This window comes from Paraburkholderia sp., assembly GCF_036488795.1.
GTDB lineage: Bacteria > Pseudomonadota > Gammaproteobacteria > Burkholderiales > Burkholderiaceae > Paraburkholderia.
Genome location: NZ_DASXHA010000101.1, coordinates 1 through 19,535, shown reverse-complemented (window position 1 = coordinate 19,535; position 19,535 = coordinate 1). Strand labels below are relative to the sequence as shown.

Below are 19,535 nucleotides of genomic sequence, written 5' to 3'. Positions count from 1 at the left end.
GTTCCAAGCGTACGGCGCCGGACATCTCCACCTTGATCGCGTCCGGTCCGACACGAACCTAAATTGGGAGGTCCAACATGAAAACCTTAAACAAGACATCGCGTTCCATTCTCGCCACCCTCGTCGCCGGCGGTGCATTGCTGGCTGCGGGCAGCGCGTTCGCCCAGGAGCGCGTGGTTATCTCCGCCCCTGGCCCGGTCTACGCACAGCCGCAGATGATGCCGGTGGGCGTGCAGATCGATATCGGCTGGCATGGCGACCGTTACTGGGACGGCCATCGCTACTGGGCGCATGACGACTGGATGCGTCATCATCCGCGCGATTACGATCCGCACCACCACGACGACCATCATCCGCACGACGGGCGTTATTGATGCACGCCAGGCGCCGTTGAGGGCGCCGGTCTGACCCGGTGGTATGACGAGGCCGGTCTTCCTTTGGAAGACCGGCCTCGTTGCGTTGGAACGCGTAAAACCAGCCACTCCACCTCATGACATCCAGGCCCGTGCCATCAACGGTAGCGGCTCGCTGCCGGTTGCGTTTCGCTGGAACGCTTGATGCTTGAAAACGGCGCTCACCGTGCCGTTTTCCTGTCCGTTCATCCTTCTGGAGCGCGATCATGTCCACCGAATTCGCCACGCAGTTCTCGCATGTCCGTCCGCAAGACACGTCGTACGAGGACCAGGGGCTGCGCGATTTCTTTCTCTACCGCGATCTCGGCATCGCGCAGGCGACGGGCGGCAAGGTGCTCGCGCAACTCGTGAAGGCGAATCATGCACCAGAGGAAGGCACCGGCTGGCACCGTCATGAGGCCGACTTCCACATTGTGATCATGCTCAAGGGCTGGGCGCGCTTCATGTACGGCGACAAGGAAACGCGGGTGGCCGCCGGCGATTGCGTGCATCAGGCGCCCGGCATCGTCCACTATCTGTTCGACTACTCGGAAGATATGGAGTACATCGAAATTGTTTCGCCGGCCGACTTCAAGTCGATCGAGGTGGACGGCCCATGCGATGTGCCGGCCGTCACGCCGTGGAAGAGCGTCGCGGCCTGACAGGTTTGCATGCTTACACGGGGCGCGTGAGATGCACCCGTCACGCCTCGCCCGAAGCTGACCTATCGACGTCCAGCGCAGCAGTCACGGCCGTTGCAGCCGGCGCCGCGATAGGTGCCGTCGCCAGCGGCACGGCCGGTCTGATCGCCTGAGCGCGCGCACTCACGGTCACGGCACGCGGCTCGTTGTCGTAAATCACCGCGCGCACGCGCGGATAGATATGCCGCTCCCAGCGGTGCCCATTGAACACGCCATAGTGTCCGACACCCGTTTGCACATGATGGGTCTTCAGATATGGCCGCAATCTGTCGCACATGTCCTGCGCCGCAAGCGTCTGTCCGACTGCGCAGATGTCGTCCTTCTCGCCCTCCACCGTCAAGAGCGCGGTACGGCGAATCTTCGACGGCTCGATGGGACGTCCGCTGACCTGCAACGCGTGCAACGGCAGTGCGTGACGCTGAAAAACGGTCTCGACGGTTTCCAGGTAGAAGTCCGCCGTCAGGTCCATCGTTGCGAAGTATTCCTCGTAGAAAATCCGGATCGTCTCCGCTTTCTGCGGATCGCCTTTGGCACGTTCGTGATACATGGCTTCGAACGAATCGAGGTGGCGCGCGAGATTCATCGCCATGAACGCGTTGAGCTGCACGAAGCCGGGATAGACGCGCCGCGTCGCGCCCGCATAGCCGCATGGCACCGCGCTGATCAGATTGCGCTCGAACCACTCGATGGGCTTGCTCTTCGCCAACGCGTTGACCTTGGTCGGGTTGATGCGCGTATCCAGCGGACCGGCCATCAGCGTCATGCTGGCAGGTTGCGCCGGATGATCGTCCGCGGCCATCAACGAGATCGCGGCGAGCGCTGCAACGGTCGGCTGGCAGACCGCCAGCAGATGCGTGCCCGCGCCGATCTCTTCGGTAAACGTAATGACGTGCTGCACGAATTCGTCGAAGCCAAAGCGTCCGTGCGAGAGCGGCACATCGCGCGGGTTGTGCCAGTCGGTGATATAGACGTCATGTTCGGCGAGCATCGTCTTCACCGTGCCGCGCAGCAAGGTCGCGAAGTGGCCGGACATCGGCGCGATCACCAGCACGCGCGGCTGAGCGGGCGATACGCCGGCGTCCTTGCGAAAATGCAGCAGAGAGCAAAACGGCGTGTGCGCCGCGACTTCCTCGATGATCGTGACGGGCTTGCCGTCCACCTGAATCGAATCGATCCCGAAGGGCGGCCTCTTGTGCGTGAGTCCCGCGAGCCCGATCAGATCGCAAGACGCGCGCATCGAGCGTCCATGCGGCGTTGCACCGAACGCGGGCCACGCGTCGAGCGCATGATTGACAAGGGCAGCGCTGTGCCGGATGGGCAGCATCAGGTCTGCGAACGCCTGGTATGCGGGATATGTGAACAGGTTCATAGCCTCGCACGAATGCCCGAAAGGAAGGAGCCCAAATAGAGGCAATACATGTGCCAACGGTTCGCGGCGCGTCCGCATCAACCGCCTATGCTGGCATAGCATTTGCGCTGTTCCGGCGAGGGTGCCGGTTTTGCCGTGATTTGGTGCGCCGACGCACCAACGCTGCCCTATGCGCGCCCGCTCAGGAGATTCGTATGGCGAATACCACGCTTACCATCAGCAGCAAGAACTATTCGTCGTGGTCGTTGCGCGGCTGGTTGCTGGCGAAGTTCAGCGGACTGCCGTTCGAAGAAATCGTGATGCCCATTGACGACCCCGGCGCGCGCGCGGAGTTATTGCTGCTGTCGCCGTCGATTCTGGTGCCGTGCCTGTTTCATGACGGCATCAAGGTATGGGACACGCTGGCGATTGCCGAGTATCTGAACGAGGTGCAGCCGGAGGCGAAGTTGTTGCCGGCGGACCGGCGGGCACGGGCGCATTGCCGGGCCATCTGCGGCGAAATGCATTCGGGATTCAGTTCGCTACGTTCTGCACTCCCGATGAATCTGAAAGCGCAGTTCCCGGGCTTCAAGGTGTGGGCGCGGGCGCAATCGGATATCGACCGGATCGTTGCCATCTGGCGCGAGTGTCTTGGGCAATACGGCGGCCCGTATCTGTTCGGCGAACGCAGCGCCGCCGATGCGATGTACGCGCCCGTGGTGACGCGGTTCGTCACGTATGACGTGAAGCTCGATCCGGATATCGTCGAATATGGGCAGCGCATTCTGGCGCTGCCCGAAATGCAGCAATGGATGGCTGAGGCACAGCAGGAAATCGACGAGATCGATGAACTGGATGTTGAATTCTGAGCGGGGCGACGAAGCGCCCGCCGCCGTTTTCGATCAGTCGCGCCTGCTCGCATCCAGCTTGAACACGCTGACCACTTGCGCGAGGCGTTCAGCATGATCGCGCAGTTCGGCCGCCGCGTGTTCGGCGTCGCCGACAATGGTGGCATTCTGCTGGGTCGCCTCGCCGATCTGCGTAACGGCCAGGTTGACCTGTTCGATACCGCCTGACTGTTCACGTGAGGCGACGCTGATTTCGGCCATGATCGCCTGCACCTGGCCCACCCGCTCGACGATACCGTTCATCGTCGTGCTGGCCTGTTCGGCAATCTTGAAGCCGCTCTCGACGCGCGCCGTCGATTCGCCGATCAGCGCTTCGATTTCCTTCACCGACGCCGCGCTGCGCTGTGCGAGCGCGCGTACTTCGGCGGCCACCACGGCGAAACCGCGGCCGTGCTCGCCGGCGCGCGCCGCTTCGACGGCCGCGTTCAGCGCGAGGATGTTGGTCTGAAACGCGATCCCTTCGATCACGCTGGTGATGTCGGAGATCTTCTGCGACGAGCGGCTGATGTCGCCCATCGTTGAGACCACGCGTTCGACGGCGCGGCCGCCTTCCATGGCCGCTTCGGAGGCGCTCGTGACGAGCTGGTTGGCCTGCGCCGCATGATCGGCGTTCTGCTGCACGGTGGACGTGATCTGTTCCATGCTCGCAGCGGTTTCTTCCAGACTGCTCGCCTGGGTGGCGATGCGCGCGGCGATTTCGCCGCTGCCGGTGGCGATCTTCGCGGTGTCTTGCGTCATGTCCGACGACGCGTTACGCACTTGAGTGACGATGCGCGTGAGCCCTTCGCCGATGCCGTCGATGGCCTGCATCAGGCGGCCGATCTCATCGGCGCGTTGATGCTCGCGGTCGGCGAGCCGCACGCTCAGGTCGCCCGAAGCGAGACGCTCGGAAGCCTTTGCGGCTTCATCGAGCGGGCGGCTCACGAGGCGACGCACCGCAATCAGGAACAGCGCGGCGAAGCCGGCCACCAGCACGATGCCGATCACGAGGAAGCGGTTGCGGGTGCGCGTGACCTCGGCCATCACCTCGTCGCGCGGCGCAACGCCGCCCACCAGCCAATGCCATTGCGGCACCGTGACGAACGACACGTATTTGTCGCGCGAGGCGGTCTCGCCGAGCGTGGCGTCCGCCGAGCTGTATTCGAGCCGGCCTTGCTGCGCATCGAGCATCTGCTTGTACGGGGCGTTTGCGTCGTCAGCGGACTGACCGGCCGTGGCCGGATGAACCACGAATTTGCCGCGCTCCGGACCATTGGATGCGTCGAGGACGAAGTAATAGCCGCTAGCGCCGATCTTCAGCTGCTTGATGCCATCCTCGACTGACTGGATTTCGCGATCCACGTCGACGCCGACAAACAGCGCGCCGATCACGCGCCCGCTCGCATCCATGAGGGGCCGGTATTGGGTGATATAGCGCTTGCCGAACAGCGAGGCGAGGCCGGTGAATGGCTGGCCCGCGAGAATCGGCGCGTAGGCCGGTCCCTTGCGGTCGAGCAGCGTGCCGATAGCGCGTGTGCCGTCCTGTTTCTTGAGCGAAGTGGTGACCCGCACGAAATCGTCACCGGTGCGCGCGAATACGGTAGCGATCGCGCCGCTGCTGTGCAGGAATTCGTCGGGGATCGAAAAGTCCATGTTGAGGACTTTGTCGCCGGCCTTGAGAGTGGGTGTAGCAACCCCTTCGACATCCACCTTCTGGGTTTCGTCCAGCGTGTAGCCGGTGGGCAGCAGGCTGCTGAAGAGCGTCATGGAGCGGCCGACTTCGGCGGAAAGCGCCTCGTCGAACAGCGTGATCATCGCGGCAATCGAGCGGTCTTTTTCGGCGATGCGCGCGAGCACCTCATCGCTGATCTGCGTACCGGCCGAGCGGGTGAGAGCCCACGTGAAGGCGGCAAACATCAACGCGACCAGCACGCACGACAGCATGGCGAGCCTGGCACCAACGCTTGCGCGGCGCAACGAGAAGAATTCCATGGGATTTTGCGAGTAGGGATGAAGGAGCCACGCAAGCCGCGCTGCGCTGCGGATTGCGCTATAGCTTCTTTTACGGCAAACCCACAGGATTCTTGAGGTTCGACGCGAGCGCGGGGAGGGTTCTTGCAGACGCTTCGTACCCGCCACTTTCAATGCGCCTCGCTGCGTCCTCCACGCCATGTCCGCAACAGCAGCGCGTTGGTGACCACGCTGACGCTCGAAAACGCCATCGCCGCGCCGGCCAGCATCGGATTTAGCAGACCGAAAGCAGCGAGCGGAATGCCGATCAGGTTGTAGACAAACGCCCAGAACAGGTTCTGCTGGATCTTGCGCCAGGTGCGGCGCGAGATGTCGATGGCAGCCGCGACGAGCGCGGGGTCGCCGCGCATCAGCGTGATGCCGGCCGCGTGCATGGCGACGTCGGTGCCGGTGGCCATCGCGATGCCGAGATCGGCGGCGGCCAGGGCAGGCGCGTCGTTGATGCCGTCACCGGCCATTGCCACGATGCCGGCGCTGCTGATCTTCAGATCGCGGATCACGCGGGCCTTGTCTTCCGGCAAAACGTGCGCGTGGAATTCCTCAATGCCGAGCTCCGCCGCCACGCTCGCCGCGCTGCCGTGGTTGTCGCCGGTCACCAGCACGCTCTTGATCCCCATTTGCCGGAGACGTTCGATTGCGGCGCGGGCGGTCGGTTTGATGGTGTCGCCGAACGCGATCAGCGCGAGCGCAACAGACTTCGTGGCATCGCGGTGCATCAGCCAGGAGACGGTGTTGCCGGCGCGTTCGAGCTGCTGCGCGCGGGCGGCGAGTTCCGCTGGCAACTCGATGCCCAGTTCGGTCCGCCAGCGGGTGCTGCCGATAGCCAGCGTCCGGCTATCGACTTGCGCCTCGACGCCGCGTCCGGGTACGGCCCGGGCCTTGGAGGCGGCCTCAAACGGAGTGCTTCCCAGCCTGGCTTTCAAGGAGGCTACGGCCACATCGCCTGCTGCGGATGCGCTGACCTGCTCCACGGCGGCGCCATCGTTTAGGCCGAAAGCCGCCGCTCCAGCGCCTTCGGCACGCGCGGCCTCGTAGGCCTTTAGTACCGCCCGCGCCAGCGGATGATCGCTGTGCCGTTGCACAGCCGCCGCCAGCGCCAATGCCTCCATCCGGTCGCCCCCTATCGCCTCAAAGGCCGTGACCGACGGCTGCCCCACCGTCAGCGTGCCGGTCTTGTCGAATGCCACCAGATTGACACGATGCGCAATTTCGAGCGCTTCCGCATCCTTGATCAGCACGCCATGGCGCGCGGCGACGCCGGTGCCCGCCATGATCGCCGCGGGGGTTGCCAAACCGAGCGCGCACGGGCAGGCAATCACCAGCACGGCGACTGCATTGAGGATCGCGATTTCCCAGCTCGCGCCGGCGATCATCCAGCCGCCCAGCGTGAGCGCGGCGATCAGCAGGATTGCCGGCACGAAAATCTCGCTGACCCGGTCGACGAGCCGCTGGATCGGCGCCTTCTCAGCCTGGGCCGATTCGACCAGACGGATGATGCGCGCCAAGGTGGTCTCCGCGCCGAGCGCGGTCGTGGTGACGGTAATTGCGCCTTCGCCGTTGATCGAGCCGGCCGTGACCGGATCGTCCGACTGCTTCGGCACGGGCAGGCTTTCGCCGGTGATCAGCGATTCGTCGATGTGCGTGCGTCCTTCGAGTACCACGCCGTCCACCGGAATCCGCTCGCCGGGCCGCACGGCGACGATCATGCCGACGCGCACTTGCGCGAGCGGCAGTTCGTGCTCCTCGCTGCCGACGCGAATCCGCGCGCGCTCGGGTCGCAATGCATTGAGCGCGCGGATCGCGTCCGTGGTCTGGCGCTTGGCGCGCGCCTCCAGCCATTTGCCGAAGCGCACCAGCGTAATCACGACTGCGGACGCCTCGAAATACAGATGCATGGGCTCACCCGGATGAGCGAGCAGCTCGTACACGCTGATGCCGTAAGCGGCCGATGTGCCCAGCGCAACCAGCAGATCCATATTGCCCGCGCCGGCGCGCACGGCCCGATAGGCTGCGCGATAAAAGCGTGCGCCGAACGCGAACTGCACGAGCGTCGCCAGGCCGCACTGGAGCCACGGCGGCAACATCAGGCCCATGCCGGACGCGCCGCCGAACCATGCGCCGACCATAGGCACGACGAGCGGCAGCGTCAGCAACGCGCAAATCACCACGGCGGCCAGCTCGCGCTGGGTCCGGCTATGGGCGCGATCCGCGTCGGACGGCCCGGCCGGGAGCGCTTCTTCAATCACCGGCGTCGCCTGATAGCCGGCCCTGGTGACCGCCGCGACCAGCGCGTCGATGCCGGGAGCCGCGTCCGTCAGGTTGACGGTCGCCTTCTCGGTCGCGAGATTGACGGACACGCCGGCCACGCCCGGCACCCTGGCGAGCGCCTTCTCGACCCGCGCCGCGCAGGATGCGCACGTCATGCCGCCAATCGCGAGTTCGGCGGCCTGCTGCGGCGCCGGGTGGGCGCGCGCGACGGGCGCGGCTTCGTAGCCCGCCTTGCGCACGGCATTGACCAGCGTGTCGATATCGACGTTCGACCCGGCATCGACGCTGGCCTTTTCCGTGGCGAGGTTCACCGACGCGCGCGTGACGCCCGGCACTTTGGCGAGCGCTTTCTCGACGCGCATCGCGCACGAGGCGCAGGTCATCCCGCCGATTTCGAGTTCGGCGCTGGCCGCGCCGGTCTGCGCGGCGCGTTCTGGAGTGGAGAGATCGGTCATGGCGGTAGGACTCGTGGCGGCATCAGGTCGCATCATGAGTCCAGTATTGACCTTCCCATGATAGGAAGGTCAAGCGCGAAAAAGACGAAATGACGACGTAGCCGGCGCGGCGGGGTTTCTGCCGCGCCGGCCGCGCTCAGAACGCCGGCGGTGCCTTGAACATGGCTTCGGCGACGGCCTGCTGTGCGTCGCTGCTGCGCGCCTGCAGCGCTTCTGCCGCGCCGCGGCGATCGCCGGCCGCCTTGTTCTGCCCCAGCTTCCACTTGCCGACGAGGCGCGTGACCTCGATTTCGATGCCGACGATCGCCCCCAGCATCTGCGTCAGATAGTCCGCGGGCGCGTCGCCCATCTTCCACGGTCGCGGCTCGCCTGCTTCCATCTTGCGTGTGAGCCGCGCGACGAGGCCGCGCAAGAAGGCTTCGTCGTCGTGCACGACGATCCGGCCGTGCGCGTGCACCACCATGTAGTTGTAGGTGGGCACCTGACGATGCGCCTCGTGCTTGCTCGGATACCAGTTTGGCGAGATATACGCGGCCGGCCCCTGGAAGATCACCAGCGCGTCCGGATGCGCGGCCACTTCCTGCCAGACCGGGTTGGCGCGAGCCACATGCGCGCGTAACGTGCCGTGCTGGCCGCGCGTGGCGTCGAACTCAAACGGCAGATGGTTCGCGTCGAGACCGTGAGGCCCATGCGTGACCAGCGCGGCAAACGGTTCGTCGGCGATCAGTTGATGGAGAACCTCGGGCCGGTTCTCTTCGAAATGGGCGGGGACGTACATAAAGTGCTCCGGTGCGAGTGTTGCGCGTCATGCAAGAGAGGCTACTCGTGCAATTGTTGCAATATTGCAAGTTCGCGAAAGGTGCTTTTGTGTCTTTGCGCTTGCCTGCTGTCAAGGATACGATACAACCCGTTGTTGTCGGGATGTGGGATACGCGGCGTGTTCGCGGTGGGCTTGGGGGCCACGTGGACGAAGCTGGCTCACACCTGCGTTTCTCCCTGGACCGCACGTTCTGCCAATCGAACGAATGATAAAAACTCGCCGTGAACCGTTTTCGCTTCATTGGACCTGCGCGTCGCTCGCAGGCCTTGCATTCCTCGCCGGCTGTGCCGCGGCGCCCATCATTGCGCCGAAGCCCACGGGCTGGATCAAGGACGAGGTTGGCGATTCCTATGTGTTCGGCTACCCGCTCGTGCTGATGAGCGTGGCGCGCGACGCCGCCGTCGGCACCGATCCAGGACAGGCACCCATCAATACGCTGCGCAATGCGCAGGCATTGCCGCCGGTCGGCTCGGCTAATCCGCCCACGCCGAGTCTGGACACGCTGGATTCGTCCGGCTGGCTCGATCTGGGCGCCGAACCGCTGATCCTCGTTTTGCCGGATTCGCATGGCCGCTATGTGGACGCCCGCGCGCTCGACATGTGGACCAACGTGGTGTGGTCGAGTAGCCGCACCCAGACCGGCCCGCGTGTGACCGGTATCAAGGAGCAAACGATTGCCTTTGTCGGTCCCGGCTGGCAAGGCGACCTGCCGAAAAACGTCAAACGCGTCGACGTGCCGACCCGCAATGCATGGGTCAGCGTGCGCGTCCAGACAAGCGGCGGCCGCGATCTGACGGCGGTGCGCAAGTTGCAACGCGGCATCCGTCTCGTGCCGTTGAGCGCATATACCGGCGGCGGCTCTGCAGCCGCCCCCGCACCTGCCATGCCGTCAAGCGCGTCGCCGACCACCGCGGGCACACCGGCGGCCCAGGTCGCCGCGCTCGATGCAAGCAGCTTCTTCAACCGGCTCGCGCAGGCGCTGCAAGACAACCCGCCGGTGCCGGACGATCCGCACGCGTTGAAGTTTCTCGCTGACCTCGGCGTGAAGCCAGGCGCGCCGGTCAAACTGCCGTCGGATGCCGGTTCCGCGATCGTCGCGGGCCTCGCCGACGGCCGCGACCGGGTCGCCACGCCGCCGTCCAATCTCCTGAGCGTCAACGGCTGGAACTGGTTCGGCGACGACGTGGGCAACTATGGCCCCGACTACACGCTGCGGGCCTACGCCGCCTTCGCACAGCCGGGCATCGGCACGAAGGATGACGAAGTGCGCGCCACAGTGACACAGGACAGCGAGGGCCATCCGCTGAACGGCGCAAACCGCTATGTGATCCATTTCGCGCCGAATCAGTTGCCGCCGGTGCGCGGCTTCTGGTCGATCACCGCCTACACAAAGGACGGCGCACTCGGTGAGAGCGCGCCGGCGCGGCTCGCCGTGGGCGACCGCAACGGCGTGCATCGCAACCGTGACGGCTCGCTCGACGTGACGGTCTCGTCGACCCGTGCGCGGGCGGCCAACTGGCTGCCGGCGCCGCGCACCGATCTGCAACTCGTGCTGCGTCTTTACGCGCCGAAGCCGCAAGCCACCGACGGCACCTGGCAACCGCCGGAAGTGGCGCGTCAGTGATGAACGCGTGTGCGCCGGGCAAGCGCGGCGCACACGCGAGCAAGACCCCGGCGCGGCGATTGTTACCAAACCTGTAACCTCTCTGCGCCGTGTTTCACCAGGCGTCACGAACGCCGCAACGCTCACGCGTGTCATCTCACGCTGTTCAAATCCAGATCTCGTTTCGCGGATGATTGTTTGCCAGGCGCTTACATTTCTATCCCGCGCCAGCTTCAGGACATATACTTGCCCGAGGCAGGACTTCAGTTATCGCGGCGGGCTTGCCGCCGCATCACCCATGACCGAGCATGGCAAGCCTCAATAAAGCAACGCTGGCATCTTCACTCCAGGCTGTGCGCGGCGTCGCGCAGGCGCGGCGCACGCGGCGCATTCTTATTGGCCTGTTGATCTTTCTCGTGCTGTTTGGGCTACTGGGCTTTTTTGCCGCGCCGCCGCTGATACGCCACATCGCCGAGCAGCAACTCAGCAAACAGCTCGACCGGCCGGCCAGCATTGGCCGCATTGCTCTGAACCCCTATACGCTCAGACTCGAAGCGGATCGCGTTCATATTGGCGAGCGCGGCGGCCAGGGCGATTTCATCGATATTTCGCGGCTGATTCTGCAGCCGTCGTGGAGTTCGCTGTTCCGCGGCGCGCCCATCGTGGATGAAGTGCAGGTCGACTCGCCGCGCTTTAACATCATTCGTTACGATGCACAGCGCTTCAACTTCACCGACCTGATCGAGAAGTTCGCGAAGCAGCCGTCCACGCCGAACAGCAAGCCGACGCTCTTTTCGGTGTCGAACATCCGGCTCGAAAACGGCCAGGTCACATTCGACGACCGCCTGCTCGGCGTAAAGCATGTGATCGACCAATGGAAGCTCGGCATTCCGTTTATCGCCACCCTGCCATCGAAGACCGATATCTTCGTCGAGCCGCTGCTGCGCGCGCGCATCGACGGCAGCCCGCTTGCGATCGACGGCAAGACCAAACCGTTTGCCGCGTCGCGCGAGTCGGAAGTGTCGCTGCGTTTTGAAGGGCTCGATGTCCCGCGCATCGTGTCGTACGCACCGTCGAAGCTGCCGGTGACGGTGCAGTCGGGCAAGCTCTCCACGGATCTGAAGCTCAACTTCGTGATGTCCGGCGACGCGCCGTCGCTGCGCGTGGCGGGCACCGTCGATCTGAACGACGTCGACGTGCTCGACCAGGACAAGCAGCCGTTCTTCGCGGCACACGCCCTGCACGTGGCCGCGGCGACGCTCGAACCGTTGAAGAGCCTGTATCACTTCGACGATATCCGCATCGACACACCCACCGTCAATCTGGCGCGCGACAAGGACGGCGTGCTGAGCGTCGAGCATACGTTCGCATCCGCGCCCGCGTCGGCGAGCGCGGCGCAAGCAGCGGCCAGCGCGCCCGCGGCCGCATCGGCGGGGGGTGCCCCTGCCACGGCCGCGCCGCCGCTCGATCTGGTGATCAAACGTTTCGCGCTCAACGACGGCACGATCAATATCCAGGACAACGCGGTAGCACGGCCGGTCGCGCTAGGCTTGAACAAGCTTGCCGTATCGCTGGCGGATTTTTCGACGCTGGGGCAGGCGCCCGCGCGCTACACGGTCAGCACGGCGTTCAAGGACAGCCCCGGCTCGCTCGATGCGGCGGGTTCGCTGGGCCTCGTGGCAAAGAGCGCGGACTCGAAGATCGATCTCAAGAGCTTGTCCTTGCCGGCGCTCCAGCCCTATCTCGACAGCATGACCGCCGCGCAGGTGACCGACGGCGCGCTCTCCGCGACGACGAACGTCAGCGCGAACTGGGCCAAATCCCCGCCGGCAATCCAGGTCGGCGAAAGCCAGCTCAATCTGGAGTCGCTCAAAGTGGCGACGCGCGGCAACAAGGAGCCGGTGGTGGCGCTCGCGCAGGGACAGGTGAACGTCAAGCAGGTGGACGTGTCGGCCCGCACCGCGGACATTACGGGCGTTGATGCCACGGGTCTCGTCATCAACGCGCAACGCCTGAAGGACGGCAGCATCGACCTAGCCGCGCTTGCCGGTCCCCACGAGGAAGCCCACCAGCGCACGGCGATCCATGCCGCGAAAAAGGCACAGGAAGAAGGGCCAGCGTGGCACTACCGGATTGGCGAATTCACTCTGAAGGACGCGACCGCGAACTTCACTGACAACACCACGCCGCATCCCGTCAAGCTCAACATTACGCCGCTGCAGCTCAAGGTACAGCAGATCAGCGACGATCTGAGCAAGCCGCTGCCCATTGACCTTGAAGCGACGCTCAATCGCAAGGGCACGCTTGGCGTCAAGGGCGATATCACGGCCACGCCGCTCAAAGCGACGCTGAAAGTGGACGCGAAACGGCTCGATGCGGCAGCGTTCGAACCGTACTTCGGCAACAAGCTCAACGCGACGATTGCCAGCGCGCTGCTGAATATGGACGGCGACCTGGCGGTGTCGCAGGCATCGAAGGCGATGAAGGCCTCGTATCGTGGCAACGCGGCGCTCGTCGACGTGCGCATGCTCGACAAGGTCACCTCCGACTCGTTTGCGGGCTGGGGTTCGCTTGCATTGACGAACCTGAAGGCGACCTATGACGAGCACGGCACGGATGTCGACGCCGGCCGCGTGACGTTCTCGAACTTCTACGGCCGCGTGCTGCTGGATCCGCAGGGCAAACTGAATCTCACCGACGTGGTCGGGTCCGAAGGCGGCTCGAAGCAGTCTCTCACGCGCAGCAAGAGCGCCACGGAGCCGGTGCCGTTGACGCCGGGCGCCGCAGCGGTGGTGCCGGCCTCGGCGCCGGCCGCCGCGCCGCTTGCCGAGGCCTCCACGCCCGGGGCGGCCTCGGCACCGGTCGCGGCCTCGGCTTCGACCCGATCTGCTGCGGTGACACGGGCCGCTGCGGCGCCTTCGAGTCCGGTCAAGCTGCACTTCGGTCAACTGGTGTTGCAGCAGGGCCGCGTGACGTATACCGACAACTTCATCAAGCCGAACTTCACGGCGAATCTGGTCGCCATCCAGGGGACGATCGGCGCGTTCGGCACGCAATCGACCACGTCCGCGCCGGTGGATGTGGCGGCCAAGCTGGCGGCGAACGGGCCGCTGTCGATCCGCGGCTCAATCAATCCGCTGATCGCCAAACCGGCGCTCGATCTGACCGCGAGCGCGCACGATATCGAGCTGACCAACCTCACGCCGTACTCGGCGAAGTACGCCGGCTATCCGATCACGAAGGGCAAGCTCAACGTCGACCTGCACTACAAGCTGGATAACGATCAGTTGAGTGCGAACAACCACCTGTTCATCGACCAGCTGACCTTCGGCGATCACGTCGACAACAACACGGCGACCAAATTACCGGTGCGCTTCGCGATCTCGCTCCTGAAGAATTCGAAAGGCGAGATTGACGTGAACATTCCGGTGTCGGGGTCGCTGTCCAATCCGGAATTCAGTATTGGTGGCCTGATCTGGCACGCGGTGCTCAATCTGCTGGAAAGGGCCGTGACCGCACCGTTCTCCTTGCTGGCCAATGCGTTCGGCGGAGGGGGCGAGGAACTGGGTTACGTCGAATTCGACCCGGGCTCGGCGAAACTCACGGATGCGGCGGACAAGAAGCTCGATACGATCGTCAAGGCGCTGTCGGACAAGTCGTCGATTCGGATCGATCTGATCGGCCGCGTCGATCCGGCGGTCGACACGCCCGCCTTGCGCACCGCGTATGTCGACACGCTGGTGAAAGAGGAGACGATCAAGGGGCTGGTCGGCAATGGCGAGAGCATCGATCCTTCGACGGTGACAGTCGATCCAAAGGAGTACGACAAGTATCTGACCAAGGTGTACAAGGATGCGGACTTCAAAAAGCCGCGCAACTTCGTGGGCCTGACGAAGACGCTGCCTGACGACGACATGAAGAGCGCGCTGGCCGAAAACGCCCCGATCAACGACGCCAGCCTGCGTGATCTCGCGCAGCAACGCGCGCAGAGCGTGCAGCAGTACTTCGAGGGGAAGATCGACAGTAGCCGGGTGTTTCTGGTCGCGCCGAAGCTGGATGCGCAAGGCATAAAGGATAAGGGCGCCACCACGCGGGTGGATTTTGGCTTGAAGTGACGGGATGCTGCGCAATGCGCGGCATCCCCCGCCCTGCGGGCCATTGTTCATCAACTTCACTGCGGCTCCGCCATTCGTCCCAACCCACTCTAGGAATCTTCCCATTCCGCGCATAGAGACGCCTCTTCATACTGAGGCCCTCTTACAAAATCAATGCGTTTTGGCGCGGGGAAGCAATGAGATTTCAGCTAACAATGGTGGCGTGCGCGCTGGTTTTGACAGGTTGCGCGAGCCATGCCGCACGTGAGCGGCTTGGCATCGAAGACTCGACCGTGATGAAAACGGGAGTCGGCGCCAGCCAGGATACGGCTGCCGGCGCGGTCACATCGCAATGGCTGAGCACGTATGCGCCAATCACGAATAGCGGTGAAGCACTTTCCGCCTTGCAACAGCGGCTCGACACATTGCCCGGTGACAAGAACAGTTACTTTCACGCCAAGGCGCAATGCTGGATTGATGCGGGTCAGGCTGAATCGCGTGCGCATGACCAGTGGGGATTCGTTGAAGAAGCAACCGGCCAGGCCGCCATGCTTACCTTCGGGCTGGAAAACAACACGCCGCTCTCCGCGATCAACCCGGAATTGCGCACGGTATCCACAGTGCGGTCCGACTTATGGAGGATCATCAACGTCATCAAGAGCGATCCGGCTACCGCCCGGTGTCTGGCCGCGCAGCAGCCGCTCGCCTGCGCCGAAGTCGAACTGATTCATGCCGGACACCAGGCATGGACGCGCAATTTCCCGGCCGCCGAGAAGGCGCTTCCCGCCATTCAGGACAACTTGCGCAAGTCGGCAGAAGCGGCGTTGCAATGCGCGCAGCCGAGCCCACCCGCAGAGATGTCGACATCAGCCCCTGCACATGCCGTAGAGCAGAAAATTACGCTTCGAGCCGACTCGTCGTTCCGGTTCAACGGCGGCGACGTCGCCGCTTTGCTGCCGGCAAGCCAGGCCACGCTCGACGAGGCAGTCGCCGGACTGCACAAGGTGAAAAATATCAGCCGGTTGAACATCAACGGTTACACGGATCGCCTCGGCAGCGACGCATACAACCAGAAACTTTCTCTGCAGCGCGCGATGACCGTGCGAGCCTATCTCATCAAACGCGGCGTCACCTTGCCCATTAGCGTGTCGGGTCGAGGTAAAGCGAATCCGGTGACGCAATGCACGCAAACGAAGCGCGAGGAACTCGTGAAGTGCCTTGCGCCGAACCGCCGTGTCGAGATCGATTTCGTGCGCGATGCCGATTGACCCTGAAGCTAATTAGGATAACCACTCAATGGCTACTATTCTGGTGGTCGACGATCACCCTGCGTTTCGCCTGGTGATCAAAACTCATCTGTTGCAACTGCTGGGCGTCACTGATGTCATCGAGGCCGAGAACGGACAGGCGGCGGTGGAAACAGCCCGGCAGCAGTTGCCAGATCTCGCTATTGTCGATCTCGACATACCGCGCATCAACGGACTCGACGTCATCCCACGGCTGAAACTGGCGCATGGGCCCATTCGCGTGCTGGTTCTATCCGGCCAGAGTCCCGCCACCTTCGCGCCGCGCGCGATGCGCGCGGGCGCACAGGGCTTCGTCGGCAAATCACAGGAGATGAAGGAAATCATGCGCGGCGTCGAGGCCGTGCTGGCGGGCTACACCGTTTTTCCGATGGCCACCGGCGGCGCGGGTATGGAGGCGTCCTCAGGTGCCAACGACGAGGAAGACAAACTCAAGCAACTGTCGGATAAGGAATTGATGATTCTGCAAATGCTCTCCAAAGGAATGTCGAACAAGGCAATTGGTGACGCGCTATTTATGAGTGACAAGACCGTGAGCACGTACAAGAGTCGCATCCAGGAAAAGCTGGGCTTGTCTTCGCTCGCCGCGCTGATCGAATTTGCGTCGCTGCAAAAGCTGATCGACTGAGTGGCGTCTGGTATGGAAATCATCAGACTGTCCGGTGTTTTGGCGTACGCGCATCGTCGGGTGCGTGCCCTCGGTCAATCAGCATCTGGCGCCTGCATCCCCTACGTTATCGGCTTCGGCATCCTTCTCGCATTCGCCTTGCTGTGCAGTCTGTCGTCACACGCTGACGCCACGCCGTCAATCGATGCGGCGGCGCGCTCCCAAGGCATGGATCATGCCGGCCCGATCGCGGTGCTGGCCGTGCATGATGCAGTCGTCGCCGGCACCGGGCGCAACGAAGTAGCTGATCGCGCAAGCGCTGGCGGAGCCGGCGGCTTCGATGTCGCGTCCGTGGGCGAAAGAGGTCTCGTGCGAGACGGGATCGTGTCAGGTGTGGATCATGCCGCAGCAACTTGGTGCGCCTGGCTAGCGGTGTCGTTCACGCTTGTCGCTTTGACAGTCATCTCATTCAGCGGCTGGTGTCGCGCGCGCTTCACGCTCAAGCGAGCCGTTGAGAAGGTTCCCTGGCCGTTTGTCACATCCGAACCAGTAGACGTATCAGGTGATGGCAAAGACTCCGCTTTCGCACTCTGCCAACGACTGGCGCATCGCATGGGTGGCGAACTTGCGGTTAGCAGCGAGCCTGGCTTTGGGACGTGCAGGACGTTCAGTACTCCGTTTGCCGTTGAGCGCACGCAAACGCCCCTGGAAATGCCCATGGAACCTCCTATGGAACCTCCTATGGAACCAGCTCAACGCGACGATCAGACATCTCCTGCGCAAGCAGGCACTGCACCCCTCGAAGCAAGCTCCGCGGAGCCGCTACGCGAACAGTTCGACCGAAACTACCTTGCGGCACTAGCGGACGAAGGGATCGAGCTTCACGCGTTCATGCGTGGCTGGTACCAATCAATCGACGACGACCTCAAGCGAATGCATGAGTTATGCGAACGGCACGACGTCGACGGCGTGCGCGAATCGTTACACAGGTTGAGTGGCGCCGTGGGACTGGTCGGTGCGCGTAGCTTGATGGAGGCGCTGCGAAGCACGAGCGCCGCCAAATCAGAACCTGACGCGGACGTCGTTCACGCGCTCGCGCAGCGCGTTGAATCCCTCAAAAGGCATCTCGACAGCGCGATCGACCCACCACGGAGCAACTTGCAATGACTCGACCGCTTGCGCTAATCGAGGGCGACCTGACGATTCCACTGCCGCGCCCGTTTGACGGCTTGCCGCCGCCGTTCGGCTCGCGTCACCGTGGGTTGCGTGAAGCGGTGCATCGCGCGGTCAGCGAGATCGCCGACCCGGCGCGCGCCAGGCGCTTCCCGCCGGGCGTCAAGCATGTGCTGTTCTATAAGGCGCCCCCGCAGCGTGTGCATAACTACGGTTTCGATGCGGCAATGGCTGAAGCGAAACGCTATCTGGAGATGGGCAAGGTTCGTCCGCGTTCGTCGCGCTCGGATCACATTCTGGCTGGCGCTATCTTTACGGGCTGTACGATTGCGCTGACCTGGCTGTTGGTCACCTGTTCCATGAAGGACGCGGAGAAGACGACCATCGCGTCGGCCACTTCGGCGGTTGCGGGCGGGAAGGCCAAGCTTGACGCCGGGAAGCCCCGGGCTTCCTCAATTGCTGCGCTCGCAAGCGTGGCGTCCGCACCTCCAGTGAGTGCTGACGCGCCGTCAAAGGCTGAGGTTGCCCAGCTCGCGCCCGCATCGCGCGGCGCAATTTCTCCGAAGACGCCGCAACGGGCCGTGCAGCCTTTGCTGGCAGAGGCTACGCCAGCACCGCCAGTCGCCGCAACACGAGCCACACAAGTCACGTCACGGCAGACCGTACGGCTCGCCGCACGCGCAGACAGTACGGCCGTCCCGGCCGGGAAACCCGCCAAACGGGCCCACATGGCGCGCTTGTCGGAGGCTCACATCGACGGGCGCGTCGCTTTGAACCGCGCGACCCAACCGGGAACACGTGCTGCTCCTTCGATGCAGCCAGAGTGGACGGCCACGGCATCGCGCTCGCATGACGACGCTGCGAACGACGGCGCACCGTGGCTGAACTGGTCCGCGCAGCAACAGCATGCACGCCCGGCTCCGACGGTACGCGCAGCCGTTCCAGTCCCAGGCGACAACACGTGGAACGATCACATGACGCAGCGTCGCATCACGGACGATCCCGCAGCCTTCCACGTCAACCGTGGCGCGCAATAAAAAAAAGCCCGACCAGGGTCGGGCTTCCAAAGTCGGCTGCGTCCTCCACGAGGACGCAGCGCCTGCAAAACCGCTTTCGCGTCTGCTTAACGCATCACACCTTAACCTTAAGCAGCGAGCAGCGAACGCAACACGAACGGCAGAATCCCGCCGTGCTTGTAGTAATCGACTTCAATCGGCGTATCAATGCGCAGCAGCACGGCAACACGCTTTTCCTTGCCGTCCTTACCGCGAATCACCAGCGTCACTTCCTGTTGCGGCTTGAAGTCAGCGCCGAGGCCTTCGATGTCGTACGTTTCTTCGCCGGTAATACCCAGCGATTGCACGCTATCCGAGCCCTTGAACTGCAGCGGCAGCACGCCCATACCGACCAGGTTCGAACGGTGGATCCGTTCGAAGCTGCGAGCAACCACAGCCTTCACGCCCAGCAGCTGCGTACCCTTGGCTGCCCAGTCACGCGACGAACCCGTGCCGTATTCTTCACCCGCGAACACCACGGTCGGCGTGCCGGCGTCGATGTACTTCATCGCTGCGTCGTAGATCGACTCTTGTTCGCCGCTCGGCTGATGAATCGTCAGGCCGCCTTCCACACGCGTGCCGTCTGCCTTTGCCGGGATCATCAGGTTCTTGATCCGCACGTTGGCGAACGTGCCGCGCATCATTACGTCGTGGTTGCCGCGGCGCGAGCCGTAGCTGTTGAAGTCGGCCTTCTGCACGCCGTTTGCCTTCAGCCACTTGCCTGCCGGCGAGTCTTCCTTGATCGAGCCTGCCGGGCTGATGTGGTCGGTCGTGACCGAGTCACCGAAGATGCCCAG

13 protein-coding genes and 1 pseudogene are annotated in these 19,535 nt (G+C 63.8%); 9 read left to right on the top strand and 5 right to left on the bottom strand.

The window, feature by feature from the left end:
• Positions 1-77: 77 nt before the first annotated feature.
• Together VGH41_RS13570 and VGH41_RS13565 are read left to right on the top strand one after the other, a co-directional pair.
• Positions 78-374, top strand: coding sequence for a hypothetical protein (locus tag VGH41_RS13570; protein WP_331597964.1), 297 nt, complete (start codon positions 78-80; stop codon positions 372-374).
• Between the two features lie 245 nt (positions 375-619).
• On the top strand, positions 620-1,054 hold the full coding sequence (locus VGH41_RS13565; protein WP_331597963.1) for a cupin domain-containing protein: 435 nt from the start codon (positions 620-622) through the stop codon (positions 1,052-1,054).
• Positions 1,055-1,094: 40 nt separating this feature from the next.
• On the opposite strand, the gene VGH41_RS13560 is transcribed toward VGH41_RS13565, so the two are convergent.
• Positions 1,095-2,462: a polyhydroxyalkanoate depolymerase gene (locus VGH41_RS13560; protein ID WP_331597962.1), complete on the bottom strand. Its 1,368-nt coding sequence runs from the start codon at positions 2,460-2,462 to the stop codon at positions 1,095-1,097.
• A gap of 194 nt (positions 2,463-2,656) precedes the next feature.
• Between VGH41_RS13560 and VGH41_RS13555 the strand changes: the two genes are divergently transcribed.
• Entirely contained in the window at positions 2,657-3,310 is a 654-nt protein-coding gene (locus VGH41_RS13555; protein WP_331597961.1) for a glutathione S-transferase family protein, read from the top strand.
• Between the two features lie 33 nt (positions 3,311-3,343).
• Here VGH41_RS13555 and VGH41_RS13550 read toward each other — a convergent pair whose 3' ends face one another.
• The 3 genes from VGH41_RS13550 to VGH41_RS13540 all read right to left on the bottom strand — a co-directional run bounded on the left by VGH41_RS13550 (position 3,344) and on the right by VGH41_RS13540 (position 8,860).
• Positions 3,344-5,320 carry a methyl-accepting chemotaxis protein gene (locus tag VGH41_RS13550; protein WP_331597960.1) on the bottom strand — a complete coding sequence of 659 codons (1,977 nt, stop codon included), beginning with the start codon at positions 5,318-5,320 and terminating at the stop codon, positions 3,344-3,346.
• A gap of 149 nt (positions 5,321-5,469) precedes the next feature.
• Positions 5,470-8,082, bottom strand: a complete 2,613-nt coding sequence (locus VGH41_RS13545) for a heavy metal translocating P-type ATPase (RefSeq protein WP_331597959.1) — start codon at positions 8,080-8,082, stop codon at positions 5,470-5,472.
• Between the two features lie 136 nt (positions 8,083-8,218).
• Positions 8,219-8,860, bottom strand: coding sequence for an FMN-binding negative transcriptional regulator (locus VGH41_RS13540; RefSeq protein ID WP_331597958.1), 642 nt, complete (start codon positions 8,858-8,860; stop codon positions 8,219-8,221).
• Positions 8,861-9,107: 247 nt separating this feature from the next.
• Between VGH41_RS13540 and VGH41_RS13535 the strand changes: the two genes are divergently transcribed.
• The 6 genes from VGH41_RS13535 to VGH41_RS13510 all read left to right on the top strand — a co-directional run bounded on the left by VGH41_RS13535 (position 9,108) and on the right by VGH41_RS13510 (position 18,720).
• Positions 9,108-10,526 (top strand): DUF1254 domain-containing protein, encoded by a 1,419-nt coding sequence (locus VGH41_RS13535; RefSeq protein WP_331597957.1) that lies wholly within the window; start codon positions 9,108-9,110, stop codon positions 10,524-10,526.
• A 287-nt stretch (positions 10,527-10,813) separates the two neighbouring features.
• Positions 10,814-14,620 carry a DUF748 domain-containing protein gene (locus VGH41_RS13530; protein WP_331597956.1) on the top strand — a complete coding sequence of 1,269 codons (3,807 nt, stop codon included), beginning with the start codon at positions 10,814-10,816 and terminating at the stop codon, positions 14,618-14,620.
• Positions 14,621-14,796: 176 nt separating this feature from the next.
• On the top strand, positions 14,797-15,867 hold the full coding sequence (locus VGH41_RS13525; RefSeq protein ID WP_331597955.1) for an OmpA family protein: 1,071 nt from the start codon (positions 14,797-14,799) through the stop codon (positions 15,865-15,867).
• Positions 15,868-15,895: 28 nt separating this feature from the next.
• A complete protein-coding gene (locus VGH41_RS13520) occupies positions 15,896-16,531 on the top strand; it encodes a response regulator transcription factor (RefSeq protein WP_331597954.1) in 636 nt (211 codons plus the stop codon).
• A 12-nt stretch (positions 16,532-16,543) separates the two neighbouring features.
• Positions 16,544-17,677 (top strand): Hpt domain-containing protein, encoded by a 1,134-nt coding sequence (locus tag VGH41_RS13515; RefSeq protein ID WP_331597953.1) that lies wholly within the window; start codon positions 16,544-16,546, stop codon positions 17,675-17,677.
• Positions 17,674-18,720 (top strand): hypothetical protein, encoded by a 1,047-nt coding sequence (locus VGH41_RS13510; RefSeq protein WP_331597952.1) that lies wholly within the window; start codon positions 17,674-17,676, stop codon positions 18,718-18,720. The genes VGH41_RS13515 and VGH41_RS13510 overlap by 4 nt, the downstream gene beginning before the upstream one ends.
• Before the next feature lie 107 nt (positions 18,721-18,827).
• Here the strand turns inward: VGH41_RS13510 and acnA are convergent.
• A pseudogene (gene acnA, locus VGH41_RS13505) lies at positions 18,828-19,535 on the bottom strand (aconitate hydratase); the annotation flags it as partial.